Origin of the sequence: Parachlamydia sp. AcF125 (assembly GCF_018342475.1) — a bacterium.
Taxonomy (GTDB): domain Bacteria; phylum Chlamydiota; class Chlamydiia; order Chlamydiales; family Parachlamydiaceae; genus Parachlamydia.
The window spans coordinates 1,004,507-1,024,045 of record NZ_JAEMUD010000001.1 but is presented as its reverse complement, the minus strand read 5'-3'; the positions used below and the strand labels follow the sequence as shown (position 1 = coordinate 1,024,045).

At 42.4% G+C, this 19,539-nt stretch carries 16 protein-coding genes; 1 reads left to right on the top strand and 15 read right to left on the bottom strand.

The window, feature by feature from the left end; all coding sequences use genetic code 11:
* Positions 1-733: 733 nt before the first annotated feature.
* Complete coding sequence (locus PARA125_RS03980; RefSeq protein ID WP_213157407.1) at positions 734-1,648, top strand: YfdX family protein; 915 nt, start codon at positions 734-736, stop codon at positions 1,646-1,648.
* A gap of 342 nt (positions 1,649-1,990) precedes the next feature.
* On the opposite strand, the gene PARA125_RS03975 is transcribed toward PARA125_RS03980, so the two are convergent.
* The 15 genes from PARA125_RS03975 to PARA125_RS03910 all read right to left on the bottom strand — a co-directional run bounded on the left by PARA125_RS03975 (position 1,991) and on the right by PARA125_RS03910 (position 19,529).
* Complete coding sequence (locus PARA125_RS03975; RefSeq protein ID WP_213157406.1) at positions 1,991-3,481, bottom strand: DUF648 domain-containing protein; 1,491 nt, start codon at positions 3,479-3,481, stop codon at positions 1,991-1,993.
* Between the two features lie 379 nt (positions 3,482-3,860).
* Entirely contained in the window at positions 3,861-4,241 is a 381-nt protein-coding gene (gene yidD, locus PARA125_RS03970) for a membrane protein insertion efficiency factor YidD (RefSeq protein WP_213157405.1), read from the bottom strand.
* Positions 4,241-7,051: a secretin GspD/PilQ domain-containing protein gene (locus tag PARA125_RS03965; RefSeq protein WP_213157404.1), complete on the bottom strand. Its 2,811-nt coding sequence runs from the start codon at positions 7,049-7,051 to the stop codon at positions 4,241-4,243. The genes yidD and PARA125_RS03965 overlap by 1 nt, the downstream gene beginning before the upstream one ends.
* A gap of 8 nt (positions 7,052-7,059) precedes the next feature.
* A complete protein-coding gene (locus tag PARA125_RS03960) occupies positions 7,060-8,046 on the bottom strand; it encodes a tetratricopeptide repeat protein (protein ID WP_213157403.1) in 987 nt (328 codons plus the stop codon).
* Between the two features lies 1 nt (position 8,047).
* Positions 8,048-10,798 (bottom strand): secretin GspD/PilQ domain-containing protein, encoded by a 2,751-nt coding sequence (locus PARA125_RS03955; RefSeq protein ID WP_249274160.1) that lies wholly within the window; start codon positions 10,796-10,798, stop codon positions 8,048-8,050.
* 401 nt (positions 10,799-11,199) lie between these two features.
* On the bottom strand, positions 11,200-12,795 hold the full coding sequence (locus PARA125_RS03950; protein ID WP_213157523.1) for a protein kinase domain-containing protein: 1,596 nt from the start codon (positions 12,793-12,795) through the stop codon (positions 11,200-11,202).
* A gap of 268 nt (positions 12,796-13,063) precedes the next feature.
* Positions 13,064-14,440 carry a type III secretion system cytoplasmic ring protein SctQ gene (gene sctQ, locus PARA125_RS03945; RefSeq protein WP_213157402.1) on the bottom strand — a complete coding sequence of 459 codons (1,377 nt, stop codon included), beginning with the start codon at positions 14,438-14,440 and terminating at the stop codon, positions 13,064-13,066.
* Between the two features lie 100 nt (positions 14,441-14,540).
* Positions 14,541-15,482: a hypothetical protein gene (locus tag PARA125_RS03940; protein WP_213157401.1), complete on the bottom strand. Its 942-nt coding sequence runs from the start codon at positions 15,480-15,482 to the stop codon at positions 14,541-14,543.
* A 25-nt stretch (positions 15,483-15,507) separates the two neighbouring features.
* On the bottom strand, positions 15,508-15,999 hold the full coding sequence (locus PARA125_RS03935; RefSeq protein WP_213157400.1) for a type III secretion T3S chaperone: 492 nt from the start codon (positions 15,997-15,999) through the stop codon (positions 15,508-15,510).
* Positions 16,000-16,023: 24 nt separating this feature from the next.
* Positions 16,024-17,340 (bottom strand): flagellar protein export ATPase FliI, encoded by a 1,317-nt coding sequence (fliI, locus tag PARA125_RS03930; RefSeq protein WP_213157399.1) that lies wholly within the window; start codon positions 17,338-17,340, stop codon positions 16,024-16,026.
* A gap of 113 nt (positions 17,341-17,453) precedes the next feature.
* The gene (locus tag PARA125_RS03925; protein ID WP_213157398.1) at positions 17,454-18,122 is read right to left on the bottom strand and encodes a hypothetical protein; all 669 of its coding nucleotides are present in this window, start codon (positions 18,120-18,122) and stop codon (positions 17,454-17,456) included.
* 82 nt (positions 18,123-18,204) lie between these two features.
* The gene (locus PARA125_RS03920; RefSeq protein ID WP_213157397.1) at positions 18,205-18,666 is read right to left on the bottom strand and encodes a CdsG family type III secretion system protein; all 462 of its coding nucleotides are present in this window, start codon (positions 18,664-18,666) and stop codon (positions 18,205-18,207) included.
* Positions 18,636-18,767: a hypothetical protein gene (locus PARA125_RS09950; RefSeq protein ID WP_283248330.1), complete on the bottom strand. Its 132-nt coding sequence runs from the start codon at positions 18,765-18,767 to the stop codon at positions 18,636-18,638. Before PARA125_RS09950 ends, PARA125_RS03920 begins: the two co-directional genes overlap by 31 nt.
* A 22-nt stretch (positions 18,768-18,789) precedes the next feature.
* Positions 18,790-19,056, bottom strand: a complete 267-nt coding sequence (locus tag PARA125_RS03915; protein ID WP_213157396.1) for a DUF5407 domain-containing protein — start codon at positions 19,054-19,056, stop codon at positions 18,790-18,792.
* A 227-nt stretch (positions 19,057-19,283) separates the two neighbouring features.
* Complete coding sequence (locus tag PARA125_RS03910) at positions 19,284-19,529, bottom strand: DUF5398 domain-containing protein (RefSeq protein ID WP_213157395.1); 246 nt, start codon at positions 19,527-19,529, stop codon at positions 19,284-19,286.
* Positions 19,530-19,539: the final 10 nt, after the last annotated feature.

The window sequence follows — 19,539 nt, the reverse complement described above, 5'->3', positions numbered from 1 at the left end:
TATCCTTTTTTTTGGTCCAAAATAGCGATGGCGACGTTGTTCTTATAGATTCTTAGGCTAAATCGTTTGGGGGCACTAGTCGATTCCTTGAGTAATGCGGAAATTTTAGAGAGGAGAAAGTCTATGAAAAATAACACAGGATTATATAAAAAAATTCGCTCTTAGCTTGATTCTATGCCTTACTGGGATGCATCTCATGTGGCTATGGGGGCCAAGGATGGGATTATTACTTTATCAATCACATTATCGTAAGGCCCCTCTCATCTTTGCAGATGAGACAAAAGAGGTAGTGAGAGAAAGATTTTGAAATTTGCAAAAACATTCTTACTAAATTGGATTCCCTTCACTTAGATACAGGGGATGTGTTTGTTTAAGTCGGGGGAAGGATAGCTCGCTTAGATGGAAAGGTAACAAGTCTTACAGCCAAATCTGCGCTTGAAGAGGAAATAAAGAAAATACCTAGCGTTAAAGCCGTAGTGAAGAAATTAATAGTCGCCCCAGTTAAGACAGCAAAGCTCATAAATATGGATATTGCTAAAGCGTACGTTGGAACGTATTAATCCCCTCCGATAAAATAAAGATATCAGTAGTAACCTTATCGGGGGAAGTAGACTTCCCTTTTTAAAAAGAGGAAGCAGAGATTTCGGTACGCAGTCTAGCAGGAGTATTAGGGGTTGTTAATGAAATTACAGTTAAACACCATTATAACAAAAGTTAGAAAAGGAGGTTCCTAATGTACTTTAAAATACATATGAGCACAATTGTGGGTTTTATAGCTTGTATAACTCATTTAACCGCAGAAGTAGATTCTTCTAATCTCTCTCCCTCTCAAGCTCACGAGCAAATCCAAAAAGATATACATCACCAGACCCAGCAAGCTAAAGATGAAGTTCAAAAAAATCTTGTGCCTGAAGCCATTTCTATTGTAGAGGATACAAAGAGGGCTATTAATTTTATTAAGAGTAAACAAAATGCTGAAGCTTTATCTGCTCTTGAGAGAGCCACAGGTAAAAGTGATATCTTGTTAGCTCGTCATCCCAGGAGTGCTTTACTACCTGTAGATTTTATCATTCGAGTGAGTGATGTTGCACCGACAGATCTAAATGAGATAAACGGAATTGAGATGCTCATTAAAAGAGCGATCAACCATAAAAATTATCCTTCCAGCCGTGCCTTGCTCAACCTCTTAAGAAGCGAGATTCATGTTACTATCGATTGTTTGCCCCTTGCTTATTATCCTGAAGTGCTCAAAGAAGCCGCAAGATTGTTGGAATTGAACCAACCTTCAGAGGCGTGTTTGGCTTTAGAAACAGCGCTTAATACCTTAGTCGTATTGGATCAAATTTTTCCTATCCCGCTAATCAAAGCAATTGCTTTGCTGAACGCAGCAGAAGGCAACTTAGAAAAGGAAAGAAACAAGGAGAATGCTTTGAAGCTTGTAAATAAGGCGCATTTCGAATTAAGACGTTCGATAGAATTAGGTTATTTGGAAAAAAATTCTGAAGAACATAGGAGTTTAAATGAAAAATTTGCAGACTTAGAAAATAAAATTAAAAGTGATCAAAAAGCCACCTCGGTCTTTCAATCTTTAAAGGATAAATTTCGAGATTTTTTAAGGTTTTTTTCCAAACCGAAAAGCGCTTATTAATGTTTGAACAAGTCAGTTAAAGAAAAGGGATAAAATCCTTAAATGCTATGGAGAGGAGACTCCATAGCAAAGGAATAAAAAAGTACTGCGCAGATTTGATTTTAAGTTTGTAGGAAAGAAAAAGCGAGAAGTGAGTAGAGGAGTCGATCACTCGAATCTCCCCCCTCGTTAGATCCCGACGTGCCCTATTAAGGCATCGGGCTCAGGATAATATCCTTCGCACATTTCTGGCATTTAAAATAATCGATGCACTATCTTTGCTTGAGGGAGAGGGTATAGCTTAAAAAATAAAAAAAATTGTAATAGACAAGCTTATTTGCTTGTATCCTTCATATGCCTGCATTAAGCTTGAATAAAGTAACCATGCCCATTAACCTTATCCAATTTAAAGATATGCCCCTTATCCACAAGGGCCTGAACGATACGATAAAGCCACAATTGCTTTTCTTCTTCCTCATTGGTTATCATCCTTTCACGTGGAAGGCCAAGCCAATTATATGTCATAAAAGGCTCTTCATGTGTATTCAAAACACCATAACGCTTACCTTGTATCGAGGCATTATCAGGGCTTTTCCCGATGAGCCTAGTAATTTCAGCAATCACATCTTCAGCAGCTTTTCCTAAAGTCACCGGTTTTTCCTCCCAACTAAGCTTGCCGCTTTTGTCAACTACCGATACACGAATTTGCCCTTCTTCTTCTAAGTCTAATCCTAAAGAGTCCAAGTCAACTTGTATCGGTTCTTGACCAGTGGTAATCCCCTTGTTGGCATAAAAAGTGCGCAGCCTGCTATCCTCCTCAAGTTTTTGCAGACGACGTTTTTTAGCATCCAAAACTTGTGCTCTCGAGAGCGTTACCCCTTGTTTGCTTGCTTCTGCAATCACCCTATCAATCTGCTCTTCAGACACACACCCTATCAAACCACGGCTTCCGTTAGCATCCCCTATAAAACCATTGGCAGCATTCTCCATGTGCTCTAGATCAATCAGAGCCACCCGCCTAGGGCCATGGAACCCATCTGCTTCGTTTAAGAGAGGGATATTGCGCCATGTCACATCATTAAAACCTGTGTTTGCCACGAAGACAGCGAGCTGGCGTGCCGTTTCGTTTAATTCGGTAGAATACTTATGGTAAAGTGCTTCCTGGGCACTCTCTTCAGAAGCAAAATCTAAGTTTTCTTCCGCAATAAGAGTATATCTTGTCCCTCCAGCTTCTACCTCGATTTTTTTGGCATGCGGTATCCTTAAAAGACCTAGACCATGGGCCAAGCAAACTTCTTGCGCTTTAACCATATTAGCAAAGCGATTATCGCTACGGGCTTTAGCATTTAGCAGCTTTTTGCCAATTAGAATAGATACTCCGGGAAAAGCCATTTTATAAACCACATCCGGAACTTCTTTAAGTTTGAAAACCAAATTATAATTATCTGCTAACCACTCTATAGCCTCATCCCGTTGTCGGTGAATGATCTTTGGAATAAGAAGTTGAATTTTAGCCGCCGTCTCCTCCGAGAAATTTATCCCTTCTTCTAATTTTTGCTTTGCATCAATAAGATTAAAGCTGTGCTTTGAACGTAAAGTAGACTTTACTATAAGCATAGCGAGTGGAACAACGAGTGTAAAATAAGAAAGCACTTTTCCTATTCTTGTTAACAGGGAAGATGTGGACTCACAAAGAACAACTTCTTTTTGCTCAGTTTTTGCACTTCCTTGAATGACATAAGCTTTTTTCCCTCCTAAGTAGAAATAGTTATCTACTTTTTCAAGGAGCTTTAATTCAATAGATTGAGGCACAGTTTTATAAGCCACAGGGGTAAAAAAACTGAGTTTAGACATTTAATCATCCTGGTTTAATAATCAAAAACAAACCAAAGCTTACATCCTATTATAAAATAATTTCAAGTAAAAAATTTAATTCCTAAGCAATGAGTACCACTTGCTACAAATTAGCGGCACAAAAAACGGCTTAGGAAACAGCGATTATTTCGTTAAAGGTCCTAACTTCCCCCGCTTTTTTTCTAAGAGTCTTCCCTTATCCCTAAAAGTTAAAGGATTTTCATTCAAAAGTATCCGCCTCCGCCCGCAACCTGCGCGAACTCTTCTTGGTCAACGCCCAAAAATCTATTTCTCTTTGCTTGGGTGAAGGTAGGGTAATCGAACTTAAGTAAAGTAAAGAAGTTATAAAAGGCTGAAATCTTGTCAAAAGAATGGAGAGCTAAGGGACAGGGTCCCATTTCATGAGGTTTCCTACTGCATCACTCGTCGTAGGGTAAACCCACCTGTCATCGTTTTCACGCATGAGTCGATCACATCCCATGGCAAAACCTTGAAAAAACCCATATTTGCGCATAGCGTCGAGCATATATTGTGAGCTACTTGGAATAAAATGGCTGCGTGGACCATCTGCTGGAGAAATCACCTTTTGGTGAAACTGAATGATCTTTTCCCCTACATATCCTAATAAGGGCGTTTTACAAACCGCCTGTGGTTGGATGGCAATCTGTTTGCATGCTAAATCCGCATCCTTTCCCCAAGGATTAGCTTGAAGAAAGGATGAAATAGCCAGACAGCATAGGAAAACCAATCGTTTAGGCATTATAAAAGGCTTGCCTCCAAGCCAGCGCCTGTTTCATATTTTTCAGTAGAGCGGAGATTAAAGAAATCAAGAGCTTCGTCCACTTCGTATTTCCAGCTTCTTTTAGATTGGTTTTTATAACGGAAAATATCTTGCTGGTGCTTGGTCAATTTTTGAATTTCTTCTTCTGTATCGATGATCTGCGGCCGAATAAAAATCATCAAATTACGCTTTTCATCGATTACATTTTTATCGGAGAAAGCTGCCCCAATGATTGGGAGCCCACCTAAGCAAGGAATACTGACACGTCGGCGTGTCTCTTGGTCTTGTACCATGCCGCTGATCACTAAAAAATACTTATCGGGGACGTGCACACGCGTGGTCGTACGGCTGAGGCGCGTGGTAGGACCAGGACTGATGTTATTCAAAGCCTGAGCATTCGTGGTAGAAGCAACGCTGCTCACTTCCTGTTTAATTTCAAGGGTGATAATGTTATTACTTCCTAAGAAGGGCGTAATTTTTAAGGTGGTCCCCACGTTTCGATATTCAAAATTTGTCGTAATGACACTCCCTTGGTCATTTGAGATAGACTGCGTCTGATATTGGGTATTTAAGCCTACAAAAACTTCTGCCGTCACATTGTCTTCAGCCAAAATTTTCGGATTCATCACAATGTTTGTGCCAGTTCTATCATGGATCGCTTTCACTAATGCCCCAAACGTTTGGAAAGTCAAGTTTCCAAGCGAAACACTTTGTCCTACGATTCCTAGGTTATACCCAGGAGTTCTTGCCAAACTGCTGCCACTCGGCGTTAAAACTTCTCCAGTACTTACGCCATTGGCGCTGGCAATCCCAGCAGTATCCAGTCCCCCCGGCAAGTTTGAGGCAGCTGACAAAAAGGCTTGCGATCCAGCGCTATTTCCACCCCCATAGCGTGTCCCCCAATTGACCCCATAGTTTAGCGATTCATCAAGAGAGGAGTCGAGGATAAGCATTTCAATAAACACCTGACGCAACGGCGTATCGATTTCAGCAATCAGCTCTTCCACTTTTCTGATGGAGGTAGCTGTCCCTGTAAAAATTAAAGAATTGGAAGCCTCTAGCCATTGCACTGTCTCAATAGTCGCGATAAGATCCTCATTGCCTGTCCCTAATTGCTGTAAGCTTGTCGCGATTTGGGAAAGGGCTTGTTGAATATCTGACCCTTTACGGTATTGCAACTTATGAATAAAAAACTTTGTTCTTTCAATGTCTCCCAGCGGAAGATCGGGAGCCGGTTTTAAATGCCTAAAAATGGGTTCTGCCGAAATTGACTCTCCGGAACCTAAGCGAAATACCCAATTCTTCTCCTCATCTTTTTCCCAATCTCCTTCAGGAGCCCGTTCTAAAGCATCTTCGGGGGCAAAAGGCGAAGGTGCTCCCTCTGGAACAAAATGCCAATTTCCATTGCCATCTTTGTACCATTTTCCGGCAGGAATTTCTTCCCCTTCCGGTAGCACACCGACAGGTTTAAAAATCCAGTTTCCTTGAGTATCTAAATCCCATTTACCCATCCCTTGTTTTTCCATAGCAATTCCTGGAAGGGCTTTTCCTTCTGCTGCGCCTGCTACCTCTCCCTGTAATTTAAGCTCGTGCATTTCATAAATGCGCGTCATTCCTTGACGTTGATCTAACCGCTGTAAAACAGAAATGGTTTTCTCTACCAGAAAAGGGGTGGATACGATGAAAATGCTATTAGCATCCTCATGGGGAACCAACGTAAATTCCTGCTCTTGCGCAATCGGAAGCATCAATTGCTGAGCAAGGTCAACCATCGCATCAAGCGCGCTATATTTAACCACATACTGGCCAACTACCAGCCCGCCTGAAGGAGCGTCTAAAGATCGAATGAGCTGAGCAATTTGTTTGACATTGTTTACCAGGTCTGTGACAATCATGTTGTTGCTCTTTTCCAAAACTTCCACAGAGGCCACTGTGGAGGTAAGAGGCCGAATAACAGCCGCCGCCTTAGCAGGATCTAAAGTGTTGAGATGAAACACTTGAGTTACCACTTCAGAACCTTGGGGGATGAAATTTCCTGCTCCCACCGCGGAGATATTTGACACGTTGGGATTTTTATGAATCACAATGTTGTTTCCCTCTTCTAAGATCGTTAAATCATGGGAACGCAATTCTTGGATAAGCGCAGCCAAAATACTCTCTACCGTGGCGGGTTCTTCTGAGACCACAGTGACGTTGAAGTCTAAGTCTGCTTCATCCACCACAAAGTTTTTTCCAGAAAGCCTGCTAACAAAGCGAATGTATTCTATCACCTGAATATTGTTAAAATTAATGATCACACTCTTCGAAGCATCGAGGGGAGCTTTTGTTTCTTCTTGCGGCACCTCCTCCTCATCGCCCGCATCGAAAATATTGGCACTATCTGCAGGAAGGTTCTTTTTCTCTGGCTGCAGATCGCCTTCTAAAGAAGGTGCTGGGGGAAGCGTTTGTTCTCCCTCCTGATCTAGAGCCCCCCCAAGAGGAGCCTGTATGGTCATTTCAGGAGCATCGGCAGCTGCAATTTCTGGAGTTTTTGCAAACTCTTTTTCGGTCATAGGCAAAAAAGGGTGCGGCTGAATTTCCCATCCCATTGCTTCTAAATCTTCCATTTCTTTGTGGGCAGAATTTAGTTTCTTGTTGGCAGCTCGCTTATTTTTTCTCAAATTGCGTCCATTTTTAGGGACCCCCTTTTCACCTACCCGTAGGCCAGGCTCCTGATTTCCACTAAGATGTCCAGTCAGAAAAATAGGGATTAGTACACTCAAACGTAAAAGCCAAAAAAACATTTTCATAAATACTCTTAAAACGATGCTTGAAATAAAAGAACAGGGAATAGGCCCTCGTTTACCATCATTTTCTCCACACCTGTTTGATACAGATAATGATTATACTGCTTTGCCTCTAAGCCAGCCCCATTAATTCCTCCGAAATACCACCCCATCTCAAAACTGGTTGTGATGAGCCCGGCTGCTATATGGCCGTGATCAAAAAATTGATAAGCAGCCGCTATAAAAAGCGCATTAATTAAAAAGGAGGTCAGGGCAGATTTTTTTTGCCCCACATACCAATAGCCAGCTCCTGGAAGGGCTGCATTTAGAAGTTGGGCTTTTCTAACAGACTTTGCCCCCAGCTGAAAATCACGCAAAAAATGGTCAACAGATTTCTGGCTTTGAAGCCCTTGGCTGTAAGTTGCGATTCCAGCGAAATCAGCATGGGCAAGTGCAGTTGATAGCTGAATCATTTGAGCTTTTTGCGCGTCAGATTGCTGCAATAAATCTAAAATCGAGCGAGCTTTTTCTACTTGCCCTAATTTTTCATAGCTTTCGTATAAAACTAACACCAGCTCATTGAAAGCGGGGAAATCTGCTGTAGCTTGAAATAACCGGCTATCCTCGAATGCTTCAATTGCCTCCGCATATTTTTGTCCAAAATAGTAACAAAGGACAATCTCATACTCAATTTGTAAGCACCTATCCAATTTCGAAGCGGGAAGTAAAATTAAGGCTCTCTTAAAAGAGGTGATAGCTCGGTAAAGATCAATCTCACGTGCAAACGACTGCCCAATCAAAAGCTCTTTTCCCCACGGTTGCCTTAGCTCTTCCTCTGTCACCTCAGCAAAAGGAGAGGGAAGATGCTGGATATAATTTTTAGGTGGAGAGTAGAGAACCATCGGATCAAGCTGGCTATTAACGGGCTGACATCCGCTCCACAAAAAAATCCCCATTCCCAGAAAAAGGGATTTGAAATAACTTTTCTGGAAAACAAACTTAGAGAGGAAGCGTTCCATTTTAGCTGCAATCCCTATCAAAAGTTTCGCACGAACTACCCTCTTGGTATGGCTCCTTAGATTTAATATTGAAAAAATCTAAGGCTTCATCCACTTCAAACTTCCAACTTTTCTTGGTCTCATTTTTATAGCGGAAGATATCTTGCTGATGTTTGGTCAGTTTTTGAACTTCTTCTTCTGTATCGATGATTTGTGGGCGTATAAAGATCATAATGTTGCGCTTAGTGTCGCCCACAGTCTTATCATTAAATGCTGCACCGATCAGGGGCAGACCTCCTAAACAAGGAACAGACACCTTGCGTCTAGTTTCCTCATCTTGCATCATTCCACTTAAAACCAGGAAATACTTATCGGGTACGTGCACACGTGTGGTTGTACGGCTTAAGCGGGTAGTTGGACCGGGAAGCGAGGAAGTTAAAACATTTGATGACGAGGTAGAGGCTACGCTGCTAACTTCTTCTCTAATTTCCAAGGTGACCACATTGCTATTACCTAAGAATGGGGTCACTTTGAAGGTTGTGCCCACGTTGCGGAATTCAAAATTATTCGCAATCGGCGTCCCCCCTACGTTTGAGATAGATTGAGTTTGGAAGGGGGTATTATACCCCACAAAAACCTCAGCCGTGACATTGTCTTCGGTCAAGATTTTTGGATTCATGATAATGTTAGTATTGATCTTATCATGAATGGCCTTGACAAGCGCCCCGATCGAATTAAAAGTCAGCTTTCCGAGCGAAACACTCTGGCCAATGACGCCTAAATTAAAACCTGAAACCCTAGCCAAGCTACTTGCATTTGGGCTTAAAAGGGCCCCACTCCTAATTCCCGAGGTATCTAAAGCGCCTGGCAATGTGGACGCATCGGACAAAAAGGCTTGCGAACCTGACACGTTCTCATCGCCGAAGCGTGTTCCCCAATTGACACCATATTGTAAAGAATCATCTAACGTGGTATCCAAAATCAACATTTCGATAAAGACCTGCCGCAGGGGGGTATCTAGCTCCCCTATCAATTCTTCCAGCTTTCGAATTGCATCAACTGTCCCGGTAAAAATCAAAGAATTAGAAGATTCCAACCATTGAACGGTATTGATCGTAGCCACAAGGTCCTCGTTGCTTTGTCCTCGGCGATCTAAGCTAGCTCCAATGAGTGAAAGAGCTTGTTGAATATCTGCACCTTTTCGATATTGAAGTTTATGAATAAAAAACTTTGTTCTTTCAATATCTCCTAAAGGAAGGTCAGGTGCCAGAGGAACATTTCGAAATATGGGCTCGGCTGAAATAGATTCGCCAGAACCCAATCGGAAGGTCCAATCTCCAATCAGATCCTTTTCCCACCGCCCTTTTGGCACACGTTCGAGCGTCTCTTGCGTGGAAGAAGGAGGTGGCGTTAAGCCTTCAGGAACGAAAAACCAGTTTCCTTTTTTATCTTTGTACCAAGTCCCTTTAGGAGAATTTTCTGGTGCTTGAGGCAAGCTAGGTTTAAATACCCAATTACCTTGAGGATCTAAATCCCACCCTCCCATCGCTTGATTTTCGCCGGCAATTCCCGGGAGAGTCACTCCTTCAGCCGTGCTTATGGCTCTTTCTTGCACTTTTAAATCTTTCATTTCATAAATGCGAGTCGTGCCTTGCTTCTGGTCTAACCGTTGCAACATGGAAATGGACTTTTCTACCAAATACGGAGAGGACACAATAAAAATGCTGCTGGCTTTAGGTTGGGGCACAAAAGTGAGCTGCTGTTCTTGGGCGATAGGAAGCATGATCTGTTGAATCAGCTCAACCAGCGTATCTACAGAGCTATTTTTAACCACATATTGGCCCAAAACAACTCCTCCAGCAGGGGCGTCTAGGGATTTTAGCAATTTTGCAATCAATCTGACATTGCTGGTTAAATCTGTTACAATCAGATTGTTGCTATTTTCTAAAATTTCCACAATCGCTTTGGCCGAAGTTAAGGGCCGAATAACTGCGGCTGCTTTAGCTGGGGCCAATGAATTCAGATAAAATACCTGGGTCACAAGTTCAGAATTTCCAGGAACAACGTCTCCCATCCCCACCGTGGAAATACTGCTGACATTTGGATTCTTGTGAATGAGGATGTTATTCCCCTCTTCTAATATCGTTAATTCATGCACGCGAAGCTCTTGAAAAAGAGCCGCCAAAACATTCTCCACAGTCGTCGCTTCTTCTGCAATGACAGTGATGTTGAAGTCCAGATCTGCTTCATCGAAGATAAAATTTTTACCCGATATGCGGCTGACAAAGCGAATATATTCGACCACATGCACGTTGTTAAAATTAATAGAAATAAGCCTCACAGGAGGCTGAGGCTGATCTGATCGAACCGCAAGCTCTTCTTTGACAGGAGGTTCTAGTAGAGGCTGTTTCACGCTAACTTCAGAAGTGGAGGGGGAAGCTTCTGCAATTAAGGATTCAGAAAAACCTTCGTTCGCAGCTCCTCTTCCAAGGGGATTTTCTGCTGGCAAGGTATTTTTCCTTTCTGAAACATGCTGCGAATCATATGGCTGGGAAAGTGGAAGAATTTGCTCTCCTTCAACTTTCCACCCCATCTCTTCTAACTCTTCGAGTTCTTTAGCAGTCAAATGAGATTTTTCCCTGGCCTCTTGCTCTCTCTTCAAAGGGAAGGAGCTTTGATCAAACTCGCGACCATGTAAAAAATTTTGTTCTAGCGAAAGCGCCGCCAGAATAAAAAGGCTGCTAGAAATAACGGGTAGTAATTTTTTTTTCATAATGCTTGCTGTATCTGTTGTCGAAAGGGAATTCAGCTATCTTTTGTAAAAAAAGTAGTTATTCCAAAACGAACCAATTATTTTCCACTAAAAATCGCACACGGTTAAAATTACTCTTTATTCCGATCCCCTTAAGCTAAAAGGATGCGAGCTTATGTCTATTAAACCAAAGCTAGATTTTTTCTCTTGATTTTCAGTCACTTTTAACTTAGCTGACAGCTATTCGTTACAAAAAAATTAGGCCCTGTATGTCAAAGTTACCCAGAACTTAGGGGAATAAAAAATCCCCTGCTCAGTTTATTAGCTCCATAAGATTGGCATAATTTACCTCTTGGACGCAACATTTTTCAGAAAAGGGGAAAAGAAAAATGAATAAAGGGCTTTTTTGCGACTTTTGAGCTCTATTTTTGGCGAAAAATGCTAAGGAAGGAAATAGGCCAATTTAGAATAGCTTCAGGGGACGAACTTTTAGCTATCCTAAGAAGATGCTCGGCCTGTTTTTGGGGGCTTAAATCCCGATTTTCATAAAGGGCGCGCTTAATAGCCTCTTCTGTAAGAGGCGCTTGCCCCTTATGAGAAGAAGGAACGGGAGTTAAACTATCTAAGACCAACATATCCCCTACCTCCCACTGCTGAGTGATATGGATAAATTTGGCTTCAGGATCAATCCCCAGTGGTAAATTTTCAGAACAAACTTTTACAGGGGTCGGAGCCCGAGGAGAAGCCAACCACAAGTGCCCATGTCCACATGAAATGTAGTAAAAGCGATTTTCCGAAGGCAATAAAATCAAATAATTTAAATTGAAAATCTGCCGGCTCGTATCGTGAATGAGCACATCATTTAATTTTGCCGCAAACTCTTGAGGGGTTTTACGCATTTGCCCTAGGGCACGGCCCATTCCTCGCAAAGTGGCCGTATAAAGGACACTCGCTTCTGTTTTTTCAGAAGACTCTCCCATCAAAATGGCATACCCGCCGGGAATCTCAAATAGATCGTAAAAAACCCCAAAAACCCGCGTCCCTTTATAGTTTGCAATTCCCACCTCAACATGAGGCCAGAAAGGAATCTTGTCAGGAAATAGCAACGTTTGAGCATGTTTAAGGCTTTCAGACAGCTCGCTTAGCCGGTCCCCACTTTTTTGCTCTTTTTGCAACTGAGGGGAATGTAAATAAGCCGACAAATCCGCTATAAAATCGACAATATCTTGATAACGATCTTCTGGCTTTGCTTGCAAAGCTCTGCTTAAGATCTTTTGCAAGGACCTCGGCATGAGAGATAAATGGATTTGTCCATAACTTAGCTTTCCAAGCACAAGCTCGTAGGCAATAATTGCTAAAGAGTAAATATCAGAAGGAAAAGAAACAGACTCCGGGTTTTCTTTCTGCTCTGGGCTCATGTAAATGGGCGTTCCAACCAAGCGAGGAGGAGCCATACTTAGCGCAGCTTTTTGATCAGTCAACTTTTGCGCAATGCCAAAATCGATCAGCTTAATTCCACCCGCATCTGTTATTAAGATATTTTCCGGTTTAATGTCTCGATGGATAATTCCCCGAGTATGCAAATGGCAAAGGGTATAAGCGATATCAATGATTATCTCAATCGCTTTTTTTAAAGAAATAGGATTTTGCAGAAGATATTGCCGCAAAGAGATCCCCTGCACAAATTCCATGGCAATATAGAGCCCCCCTTCCCATCGGCCATGTCCATAGATTTTTACAATATTGGGATCTTCTGTAAGAGCGATAACTTCCGCCTCGTGCTGAAAGCTGCGGATCGCTTCAGGATGGCTCAGAAATTTAGGAGAGAGAACTTTGATGACTAGAGGTTCTTTAGTTTCGGGATGGGTTCCCAGATATAAGAGACTCATTCCCCCTTTTTGCAAGAGGCATTCGATTTTGTAGGGGCCCACTTTTTTCGGAACTTCCAGATGGGCTTCTGCCGGCAAAGGAGGAAGCAGCCCCGGGCGTGTGATATTTTTGTGAAAATCGTCACTCATCAAGTATAAAAGGGAAGCTATGCTTAAGGAATTTAGGGCTACTAGCTGGCCCAATTTTTAAAATTTTACTGGCACAAAAGGCGTTAAGGGCCCCTCCCTTCTAACCAGAACTTGAGGTGTTGGTTCCTAGAAATCTAAAGAGAGTTTAGCATGCATAACAAGGGTTTTTCGTCAAAAAATAGCCAATCCCTTCTTTCTAAGAAAAATAACCTTCGGTTAAGGAAAAAGTGACTTGAGCTTAAGAACAACCAACCCCTCATGGAGTTTATCAGCCAATTTCAAGCACCCGTACTCCTAAAGCTTCGCCGATTGTCAGCAACTCTCCGCGAGCAACTCTCTTGCCATTGACAACCAGATCGATCCCATCTTCAGGATGAACGTTTAACTCTAAAAGGTTTCCTGGTTGAAGCTCAACAAGCTTTTTAACTGTCATTTGGATTCGCCCTACCTCTGCCGTAACCACTACAGGGATATCATCGATGGATGGCGCGGCTTGTTTTGTTGCAGGTACAGCTTCTTTCTCAGTTTCAACTTGTGCATCTTCTTCAGCCTCATGCTCAGTAGATTCTTCAACATCAGAGATTTCGTCTTCATGCGTTTCAGACTCCGTTACCTCTTCCTGATCCATCAGGGAGTCATCGTCAGTATACTCTTCCTCCTCATCTTCATGGTCGGTATATTCGTCATCTTCATCGTAATCAGAATCGGTCTCTTCTTCTTCTGTTTCATTAAATTCAGAGTCTTCGTGCTCATCAAATTCGTCGTCGTCATAGTCAGAATGATTTTTTGCCATAGGCTCCGTTACCTCATGATAAAGGGGATATTCTAAAATTTTTAAATTCCCCTGTTTTAATTTTCCTCGGAAAAAAGGCTTTCCATTAATTGTTAGCAAGACCCTGCCATTGTTATCTCCGGGTTTTAACGTACAAGAATCCAATATCAGGAGATCTCCTGGAGCCATTTTTTTCCATTCGCCAGCTTTCAAGGTGGTCTTACCTGCTTCTAAATGCACAATAACTTCCAAATAATCCGCATTGGGAGCTTGATAAGCAGCATTTGCGTTAACTTGGGCGTAATGAGCTTTCCATTGTTTGTAAAACGGCTCAGATAACACCAGTCTACCTTTTACCGCATGTTCAGCAGAAACCTTTGCAGTGACATCCAGGCATAGGGCACTCTCTTCTGGCTGAGAAGAAGGATCTTTGATTTGAATCGAAAGAGAATGATCAAACTCCACGCTTTTAAAAGCATGGATCACTTCTAGGCTGAGAAATTGAACAAACGCACTTAAAAAATCAGGATCTGCTTCAAATTCGGGATGAGTTTGTTTTTTTAGTAAAAATCCCATTAAAAAGAGGAGATCTTGCTGAGACATCACCCACCAAATCGGACCATCGATGGAGGAAACCCTCAATTCTCGCGCAATAAAAGGTTCGCCAAAATCAGAAAAGAGAGATTTCGCCTCTCTCCACTCCGGCATAGAGGGAGTAAAAGTCACTTCTTTTAATTGAAAAGTTTGCGCCAATTGCTGAGCAAATGCTTCCCAAGGAAAAGGGGGTGGATAGCCAAATAAAGGAACTTCATCCTTGCGAACGAATTCTGGAGAGAGGCGTTTCAGCCATGAATATGAAGCAGTAGCAGTCATTATGAAAGTCTTTTTTGAAGTTGGTTCTCATTTGCCATCAATAGAGCAACACGTGTGAAGAATTATAGCGAAATGGCAATTAATTCAAATAGGCTCTTTATTATCCTCTCGGTCTTTTTTGGCGACCTTGCCCTTCAAATCCCCCTTCTTCTTGATGTCGGCCTTCTTTAGCCAATTGAGTATCACCAAGATAAGGGCGATGTTCACTAATCGTGGTCGTTGTCACCTGATGAACAATCCACTCCCCTCTTTGCGCCAAAGCATGCATTAAGGCCTCTTGGTTTTTAGGGAGGTCCAGCAAGTTCTTGGCTTGTTGAGTGAGATTTTCAAAAGTAATATTAAATTCATTTTTGGCATTATCGAAGCTGGAGATCACCACTCTCGCTCCATCAAACATTTTGCCAATTCCGCTCAAGGTGATGGCAGTTTCAGTTTTGCCACCTTCTTTTATGCTGTATAGATCGATTTGCCCAATTTGGTCAACTATTTGTTTGATTCGCTCGAGCATATTCACAGGCTGAACAAGAGGCGGTATGGGCGTATAAATAGAAGGCAGCTCCGTTTTAGCAACCATTGGATTGACTAAGGGCTGATTAGGCAACTCTTGCGCCAGGGGTTGGCTATGCTTTTTCTTCGAGTCAATTCCTGCTCCCGCCTCTGCTTTAGCCCGACTAACAAAAAGTTCGTCGCTCCGCTCGGCTCTCTTCTCATCAGGTAGCGTCCCCTGCTGAGGCAGACTTCTTTGTATCCCAGTGCCCTGCTCTGCTTCTTTTGATTTGTCTCCTCGTGCCAAATCAAAAAGGGAAGGCACCGCCGTTTTAATCTGAGCATCTTCTTCTTGATTTGCCTTTAAATTTACAGACTCAACTGCCTTGGCAAATTTTCCTTTGTCCGCTACATTTTTTTGTTTTTTTTGTGAATCTTCTCGGGCTTCATCTTTAGGAGTCACCTTTAAATCTTTCTCAGAAAGCAACTTTCTTGCGGGGCCTTCACTGCGATATCGATCCGCATCTCGGATGCTAGATAAATTATCTGGTCCCATATTAATACTCCCTTATAAACCTAATTTATTTCCTTTGGTGGATCATATACATAACCGAGCCCAGTTCATCCTGTTCACGCCCTTCCACAATCTCTTCTTCTTTCTTCAATTCTAATAGCCAGTCTTTGCGATGCGTCATGAGTTTATCCACTTCTTGACGTTTCCGCTTCAATTCTGCTTTGGCATTTTCCAGATTCTTTTCGGCAACAGCCACTTGCTCTTTTTGATCCGCAACTTTTTTTTCTTCGACTTTCAAACGCTCTTGAACAACTTTAATGTACACCCTCATTTGCTGAATTTTGGGACTTGTAGTCCCATGATCCATCTCGTAGCGCAATTGTTCCATTTTTGCTTTCATATGGGTTAGCACTTTGTCGCGCTCTTCTTCTCGCTTGGCAAGGATTTCCTTTTCTTTTTGAAGGGCTGCCTGTTTATCAGCGACTATCCTCTCCGCCTCTTCGACTCGCTTTTCCTTAACTTGAAGAACCTGCTGTAAAGGATAAACCACTTTAGCCATAAATTCGCTACCTCAAGTCAAGACTCATTTAAACATGCTGCGCAGCAGTTGCATCGTTTCCTGATAAGAGCATTTTTCATCCACTCCTTGTTTAAGGAATTTATTTACCTTATCGATATGGTCAATGGCAAAGTCTCCTGCCTTATCGGCGCCTCGCTTATATTCCCCGATTTTAATCAAGAGTTCGTTTTTTTTATAATTTGCTAAGACTTCTTTTAATTTTCCCACCAGTTGAAGATGCTCTTTAGGTACAATGGAGGGCATCACCCGACTTGCAGAGGAAAGAACATCGATGGCAGGATAATGGTACTGGCGAGCAAGATCGCTAGAGAGAATAATGTGCCCATCGAGAATAGAGCGCACTTCATCTGCCACCGGTTCATTCATATCATCGCCTGCAACTAAAATCGTATAAAAGGCAGTGATCGAGCCTACATCTGAGTTCCCCGTTCTTTCTAACAGCTTGGGCAAAGTGGAGAAAACAGAGGGCGTATAACCCGCCCGCGCAGGCGGCTCTCCCGCTGCTAGACCCACTTCACGCAAAGCTCGCGCAAAACGTGTCACCGAGTCCATCATTAAAATAACCGATTTTCCTTGATCGCGGAAATATTCTGCAATCGCTGTCCCCACATAAGCCGCGTTCAAACGCAGCTGAGAAGCCTGGTCTGAGGTAGAAACGACTAAAACGGAGCGTTTAAGGCCTTCTGGGCCTAAGTCTTTTTCAATAAAGTCGCGCAGCTCTCGTCCCCGTTCACCAATTAGACTAATCACATTCACGTCCGCCATGGCATTGCGCGCAATCATTCCGAGGGTGGTGGATTTACCCCCACCAGCAGCTGCAAAAATGCCAACACGCTGCCCTAAACCCGTCGTTAAAACCCCATCTATGGCCCGCACCCCGACAGAAATAGGCTCTGTAATCCGTTTTCTTTTTAAAGGATCTGGCGGTGCTTGGATAACCGGATAAATTTCGTTGAGTTCTAGAGGACCTTTTGTAGCTACGTCTAGGGGCTCACCTAACCCGTTTAAAACACGCCCTAAGAGTTGCGGCCCTACTTTAATGTGTAAAGGGAGACGTGTAGGAATAACTTCTGACGAAGGGCCAATCCCCGTCATTTCTCCTAAAGGGGAAAGAAAAACTTCCTCGCGCGTGAAACCGACAACTTCTGTTAGAAGAGGTTCCCCTTCTCTCTTGACAAGGCATACCTCCCCAATTTTAACTTGCGGAACAATCGCCTTGATTAGCATCCCCACGGTTTCGGTAATTCTTCCGTTCACCGTGGTTAACTGTACGTCATCTAATTCGCCAATTAATTTATCAAATTCGTCGTCTAAAGACATTGTGGCTTCCCTTTCCTGAAAAGAGTCTAGCTAAATAAATAACCTATCCTTACACAAAAAGAGTCTTAACTCTTTTTCAATGACACCTTCCTAAGACTCTTGACCGGCCGAGCTTAAATTTGAACGTTCATGATCGTTTTAGTGGAATCGAGTGACTTGGTCAGAACGCTTGTGAAAAATTCCATCTCTTGCTGAATAAACCCCACCTTGATTTGAATGAGTAGCATGTTAGCAGGCGTAATTTCCGCGCGATTAGCATGCATAATTTGCACATCCTTGGCAAGATTTTCCAATTGATATTGGGAATGGGTTAACAATCCCAAAAAATGCTCAATCGGATTTTCCTTAACAGGAACAGCTTCCGGTGGCGTATATTCAATCCCCGCTTTTTGCAGAGCAACTCTTAAATTATCATCTACATGCGAAAGCTTGTTGCGCAACAGATTGCGCACAGAACTTTTTAGTTCAAGATTAGGGGTGGCCAGCGTATTCCTGAGAGAATCAATTTGGCTAACAACGCTTTGGGTCTGTGCAACCAATTGTTCTGTAGAGGGGTATTTATTCCCATTTACCTCGGTGCGATTTGCTTCTCCCACAGCCTCAATTAAGGAGCTTTGTTCGCGAGACACGTTGGCTATGTCTTGAGTTTGAGTCGCCTGTTTATCATTTTGTTGGCGCATCAAAGCTTCAAAACGATCCCTATCCGGGATTTTTTCTATAGGCTCTTGCGGAAGAAGGGCCGTACTTATTTTTTTTACTTTTTCTATTTTTTCTATAGCCATGATTTAACTTCCTTATTCATGAGAGTTAACGATCATGCACGCCTGGTTATACTTGGAAATTCCGACCCACCATTCATCCAGGTTATGATGAACTAGACTCTTCTTTTTCTGCCTCTCGATCAGGAAAAAAAGGGGATTTTTTCTTATTAAGGTCCTTTTCTGCCCATTCGAGAGAAATCTCCCCTAAATTTTTAATGGTGGGGTCTGTGGCTTTATCGACCACTTCCCGAATCAATTTTTCGCCTTTCTTTCTTTTTGGCTTTGTCATGAGAAAACAAATGCCTAAAAACGTTTGAGCTAAGTAATTTTCAGGCTCTTGCTGAATGACACCTTCAAAAATGCGGGTAGCTTCCTTCACTTCAAGTTTATTTAAAGCAATATAACCTAGCCCGATCTGAGGTGCGGTATGTCCGGGACTTATCGCTTCTGCTGCATGGAAAATGCGTGTTGCGCTGATTTCGTCCAGTTGCTTGACGGCTAGAAAACCAGCTTCGATAAGCAAAGGAAAGTCATCTAAAAAGTCATGTAGCTTTTTCTTATCCATTCACGGGTCATCCTTTTTGCATGGTTAAGCCAATTTTCCATCCATTCGTCAGCTTGAGCGGCGACCAACAGCTTTACAGCTAATGCTCGCCACTTTGCCATAAACTGCAACAGCCTATGGCGCTTATCCTTTAATCCCTTGAGCCATTCTGGTAATGGCTGAGTTTGCAGCACTGACGACCGCGGTGGACATTTCTGATAATTGGGACAAGTGGTTCATTAACATCTGCATTTCGAACATATCGCCGATACTTATCGCGCTACGCCTATTTTTGATTTCAAGTAATTTGGCCTTTGCACTGACAGTGGCGTCGTTGACAACCTCAAATAGCCTTTTTACACTAAATCCTGATTGAATGTTAACCCCGTCAAAACGATCTGGGCTTGTCATAGTATCCTCCTAGATTGATTTATTACTACTGGAGAATAAGTTTGCCAGTGATTCATACTGGAAATTCCATTTCCTTAAGGCAACCTTTCGGTCTCCTCCTTTCTGAATCGCTTCATACTTAAATCTTTTATTATAAGTGTTCAATAGGATCTCCATTTTATTCCTTTCGGGGTATTTAATAAACCCCAAAATGGGTTTCCATGGATCCCCTATTGAACACTCACCCTTTATTTCTTTGCTTTATACCGAGAAATAACTTTAAGCATAGAGGTGTATCCATGCAGAAGAGCGCCATACTGGTCAAACTCTTCTTTATTTTCTCCCCCTCTCAAAATCTCTTTAACTTTTTGAACGCGGAGTTCAATTTTTTGTTTTAAAGCTCGCAATCTCATCGGATCGGCTAGGTCTTTTTCGATCTCGAATAGGAGTTCTTCACTTTTTTGATCTTTTTTTTGTTTCTCAAGTCCAAACATTTATACCTCA

What these genes read in the sequence shown, in the direction of transcription:
- PARA125_RS03980 (WP_213157407.1), top strand. Translation starts at nt 734, where the DNA reads ATGTACTTTAAAATACATATGAGCACAATTGTGGGTTTTATAGCTTGT.
- PARA125_RS03975 (WP_213157406.1), bottom strand. Translation starts at nt 3,481, where the DNA reads ATGTCTAAACTCAGTTTTTTTACCCCTGTGGCTTATAAAACTGTGCCT.
- yidD (WP_213157405.1), bottom strand. Translation starts at nt 4,241, where the DNA reads ATGCCTAAACGATTGGTTTTCCTATGCTGTCTGGCTATTTCATCCTTT.
- PARA125_RS03965 (WP_213157404.1), bottom strand. Translation starts at nt 7,051, where the DNA reads ATGAAAATGTTTTTTTGGCTTTTACGTTTGAGTGTACTAATCCCTATT.
- PARA125_RS03960 (WP_213157403.1), bottom strand. Translation starts at nt 8,046, where the DNA reads ATGGAACGCTTCCTCTCTAAGTTTGTTTTCCAGAAAAGTTATTTCAAA.
- PARA125_RS03955 (WP_249274160.1), bottom strand. Translation starts at nt 10,798, where the DNA reads ATGAAAAAAAAATTACTACCCGTTATTTCTAGCAGCCTTTTTATTCTG.
- PARA125_RS03950 (WP_213157523.1), bottom strand. Translation starts at nt 12,795, where the DNA reads ATGAGTGACGATTTTCACAAAAATATCACACGCCCGGGGCTGCTTCCT.
- sctQ (WP_213157402.1), bottom strand. Translation starts at nt 14,440, where the DNA reads ATGACTGCTACTGCTTCATATTCATGGCTGAAACGCCTCTCTCCAGAA.
- PARA125_RS03940 (WP_213157401.1), bottom strand. Translation starts at nt 15,482, where the DNA reads ATGGGACCAGATAATTTATCTAGCATCCGAGATGCGGATCGATATCGC.
- PARA125_RS03935 (WP_213157400.1), bottom strand. Translation starts at nt 15,999, where the DNA reads ATGGCTAAAGTGGTTTATCCTTTACAGCAGGTTCTTCAAGTTAAGGAA.
- fliI (WP_213157399.1), bottom strand. Translation starts at nt 17,340, where the DNA reads ATGTCTTTAGACGACGAATTTGATAAATTAATTGGCGAATTAGATGAC.
- PARA125_RS03925 (WP_213157398.1), bottom strand. Translation starts at nt 18,122, where the DNA reads ATGGCTATAGAAAAAATAGAAAAAGTAAAAAAAATAAGTACGGCCCTT.
- PARA125_RS03920 (WP_213157397.1), bottom strand. Translation starts at nt 18,666, where the DNA reads ATGGATAAGAAAAAGCTACATGACTTTTTAGATGACTTTCCTTTGCTT.
- PARA125_RS09950 (WP_283248330.1), bottom strand. Translation starts at nt 18,767, where the DNA reads ATGGCAAAGTGGCGAGCATTAGCTGTAAAGCTGTTGGTCGCCGCTCAA.
- PARA125_RS03915 (WP_213157396.1), bottom strand. Translation starts at nt 19,056, where the DNA reads ATGACAAGCCCAGATCGTTTTGACGGGGTTAACATTCAATCAGGATTT.
- PARA125_RS03910 (WP_213157395.1), bottom strand. Translation starts at nt 19,529, where the DNA reads ATGTTTGGACTTGAGAAACAAAAAAAAGATCAAAAAAGTGAAGAACTC.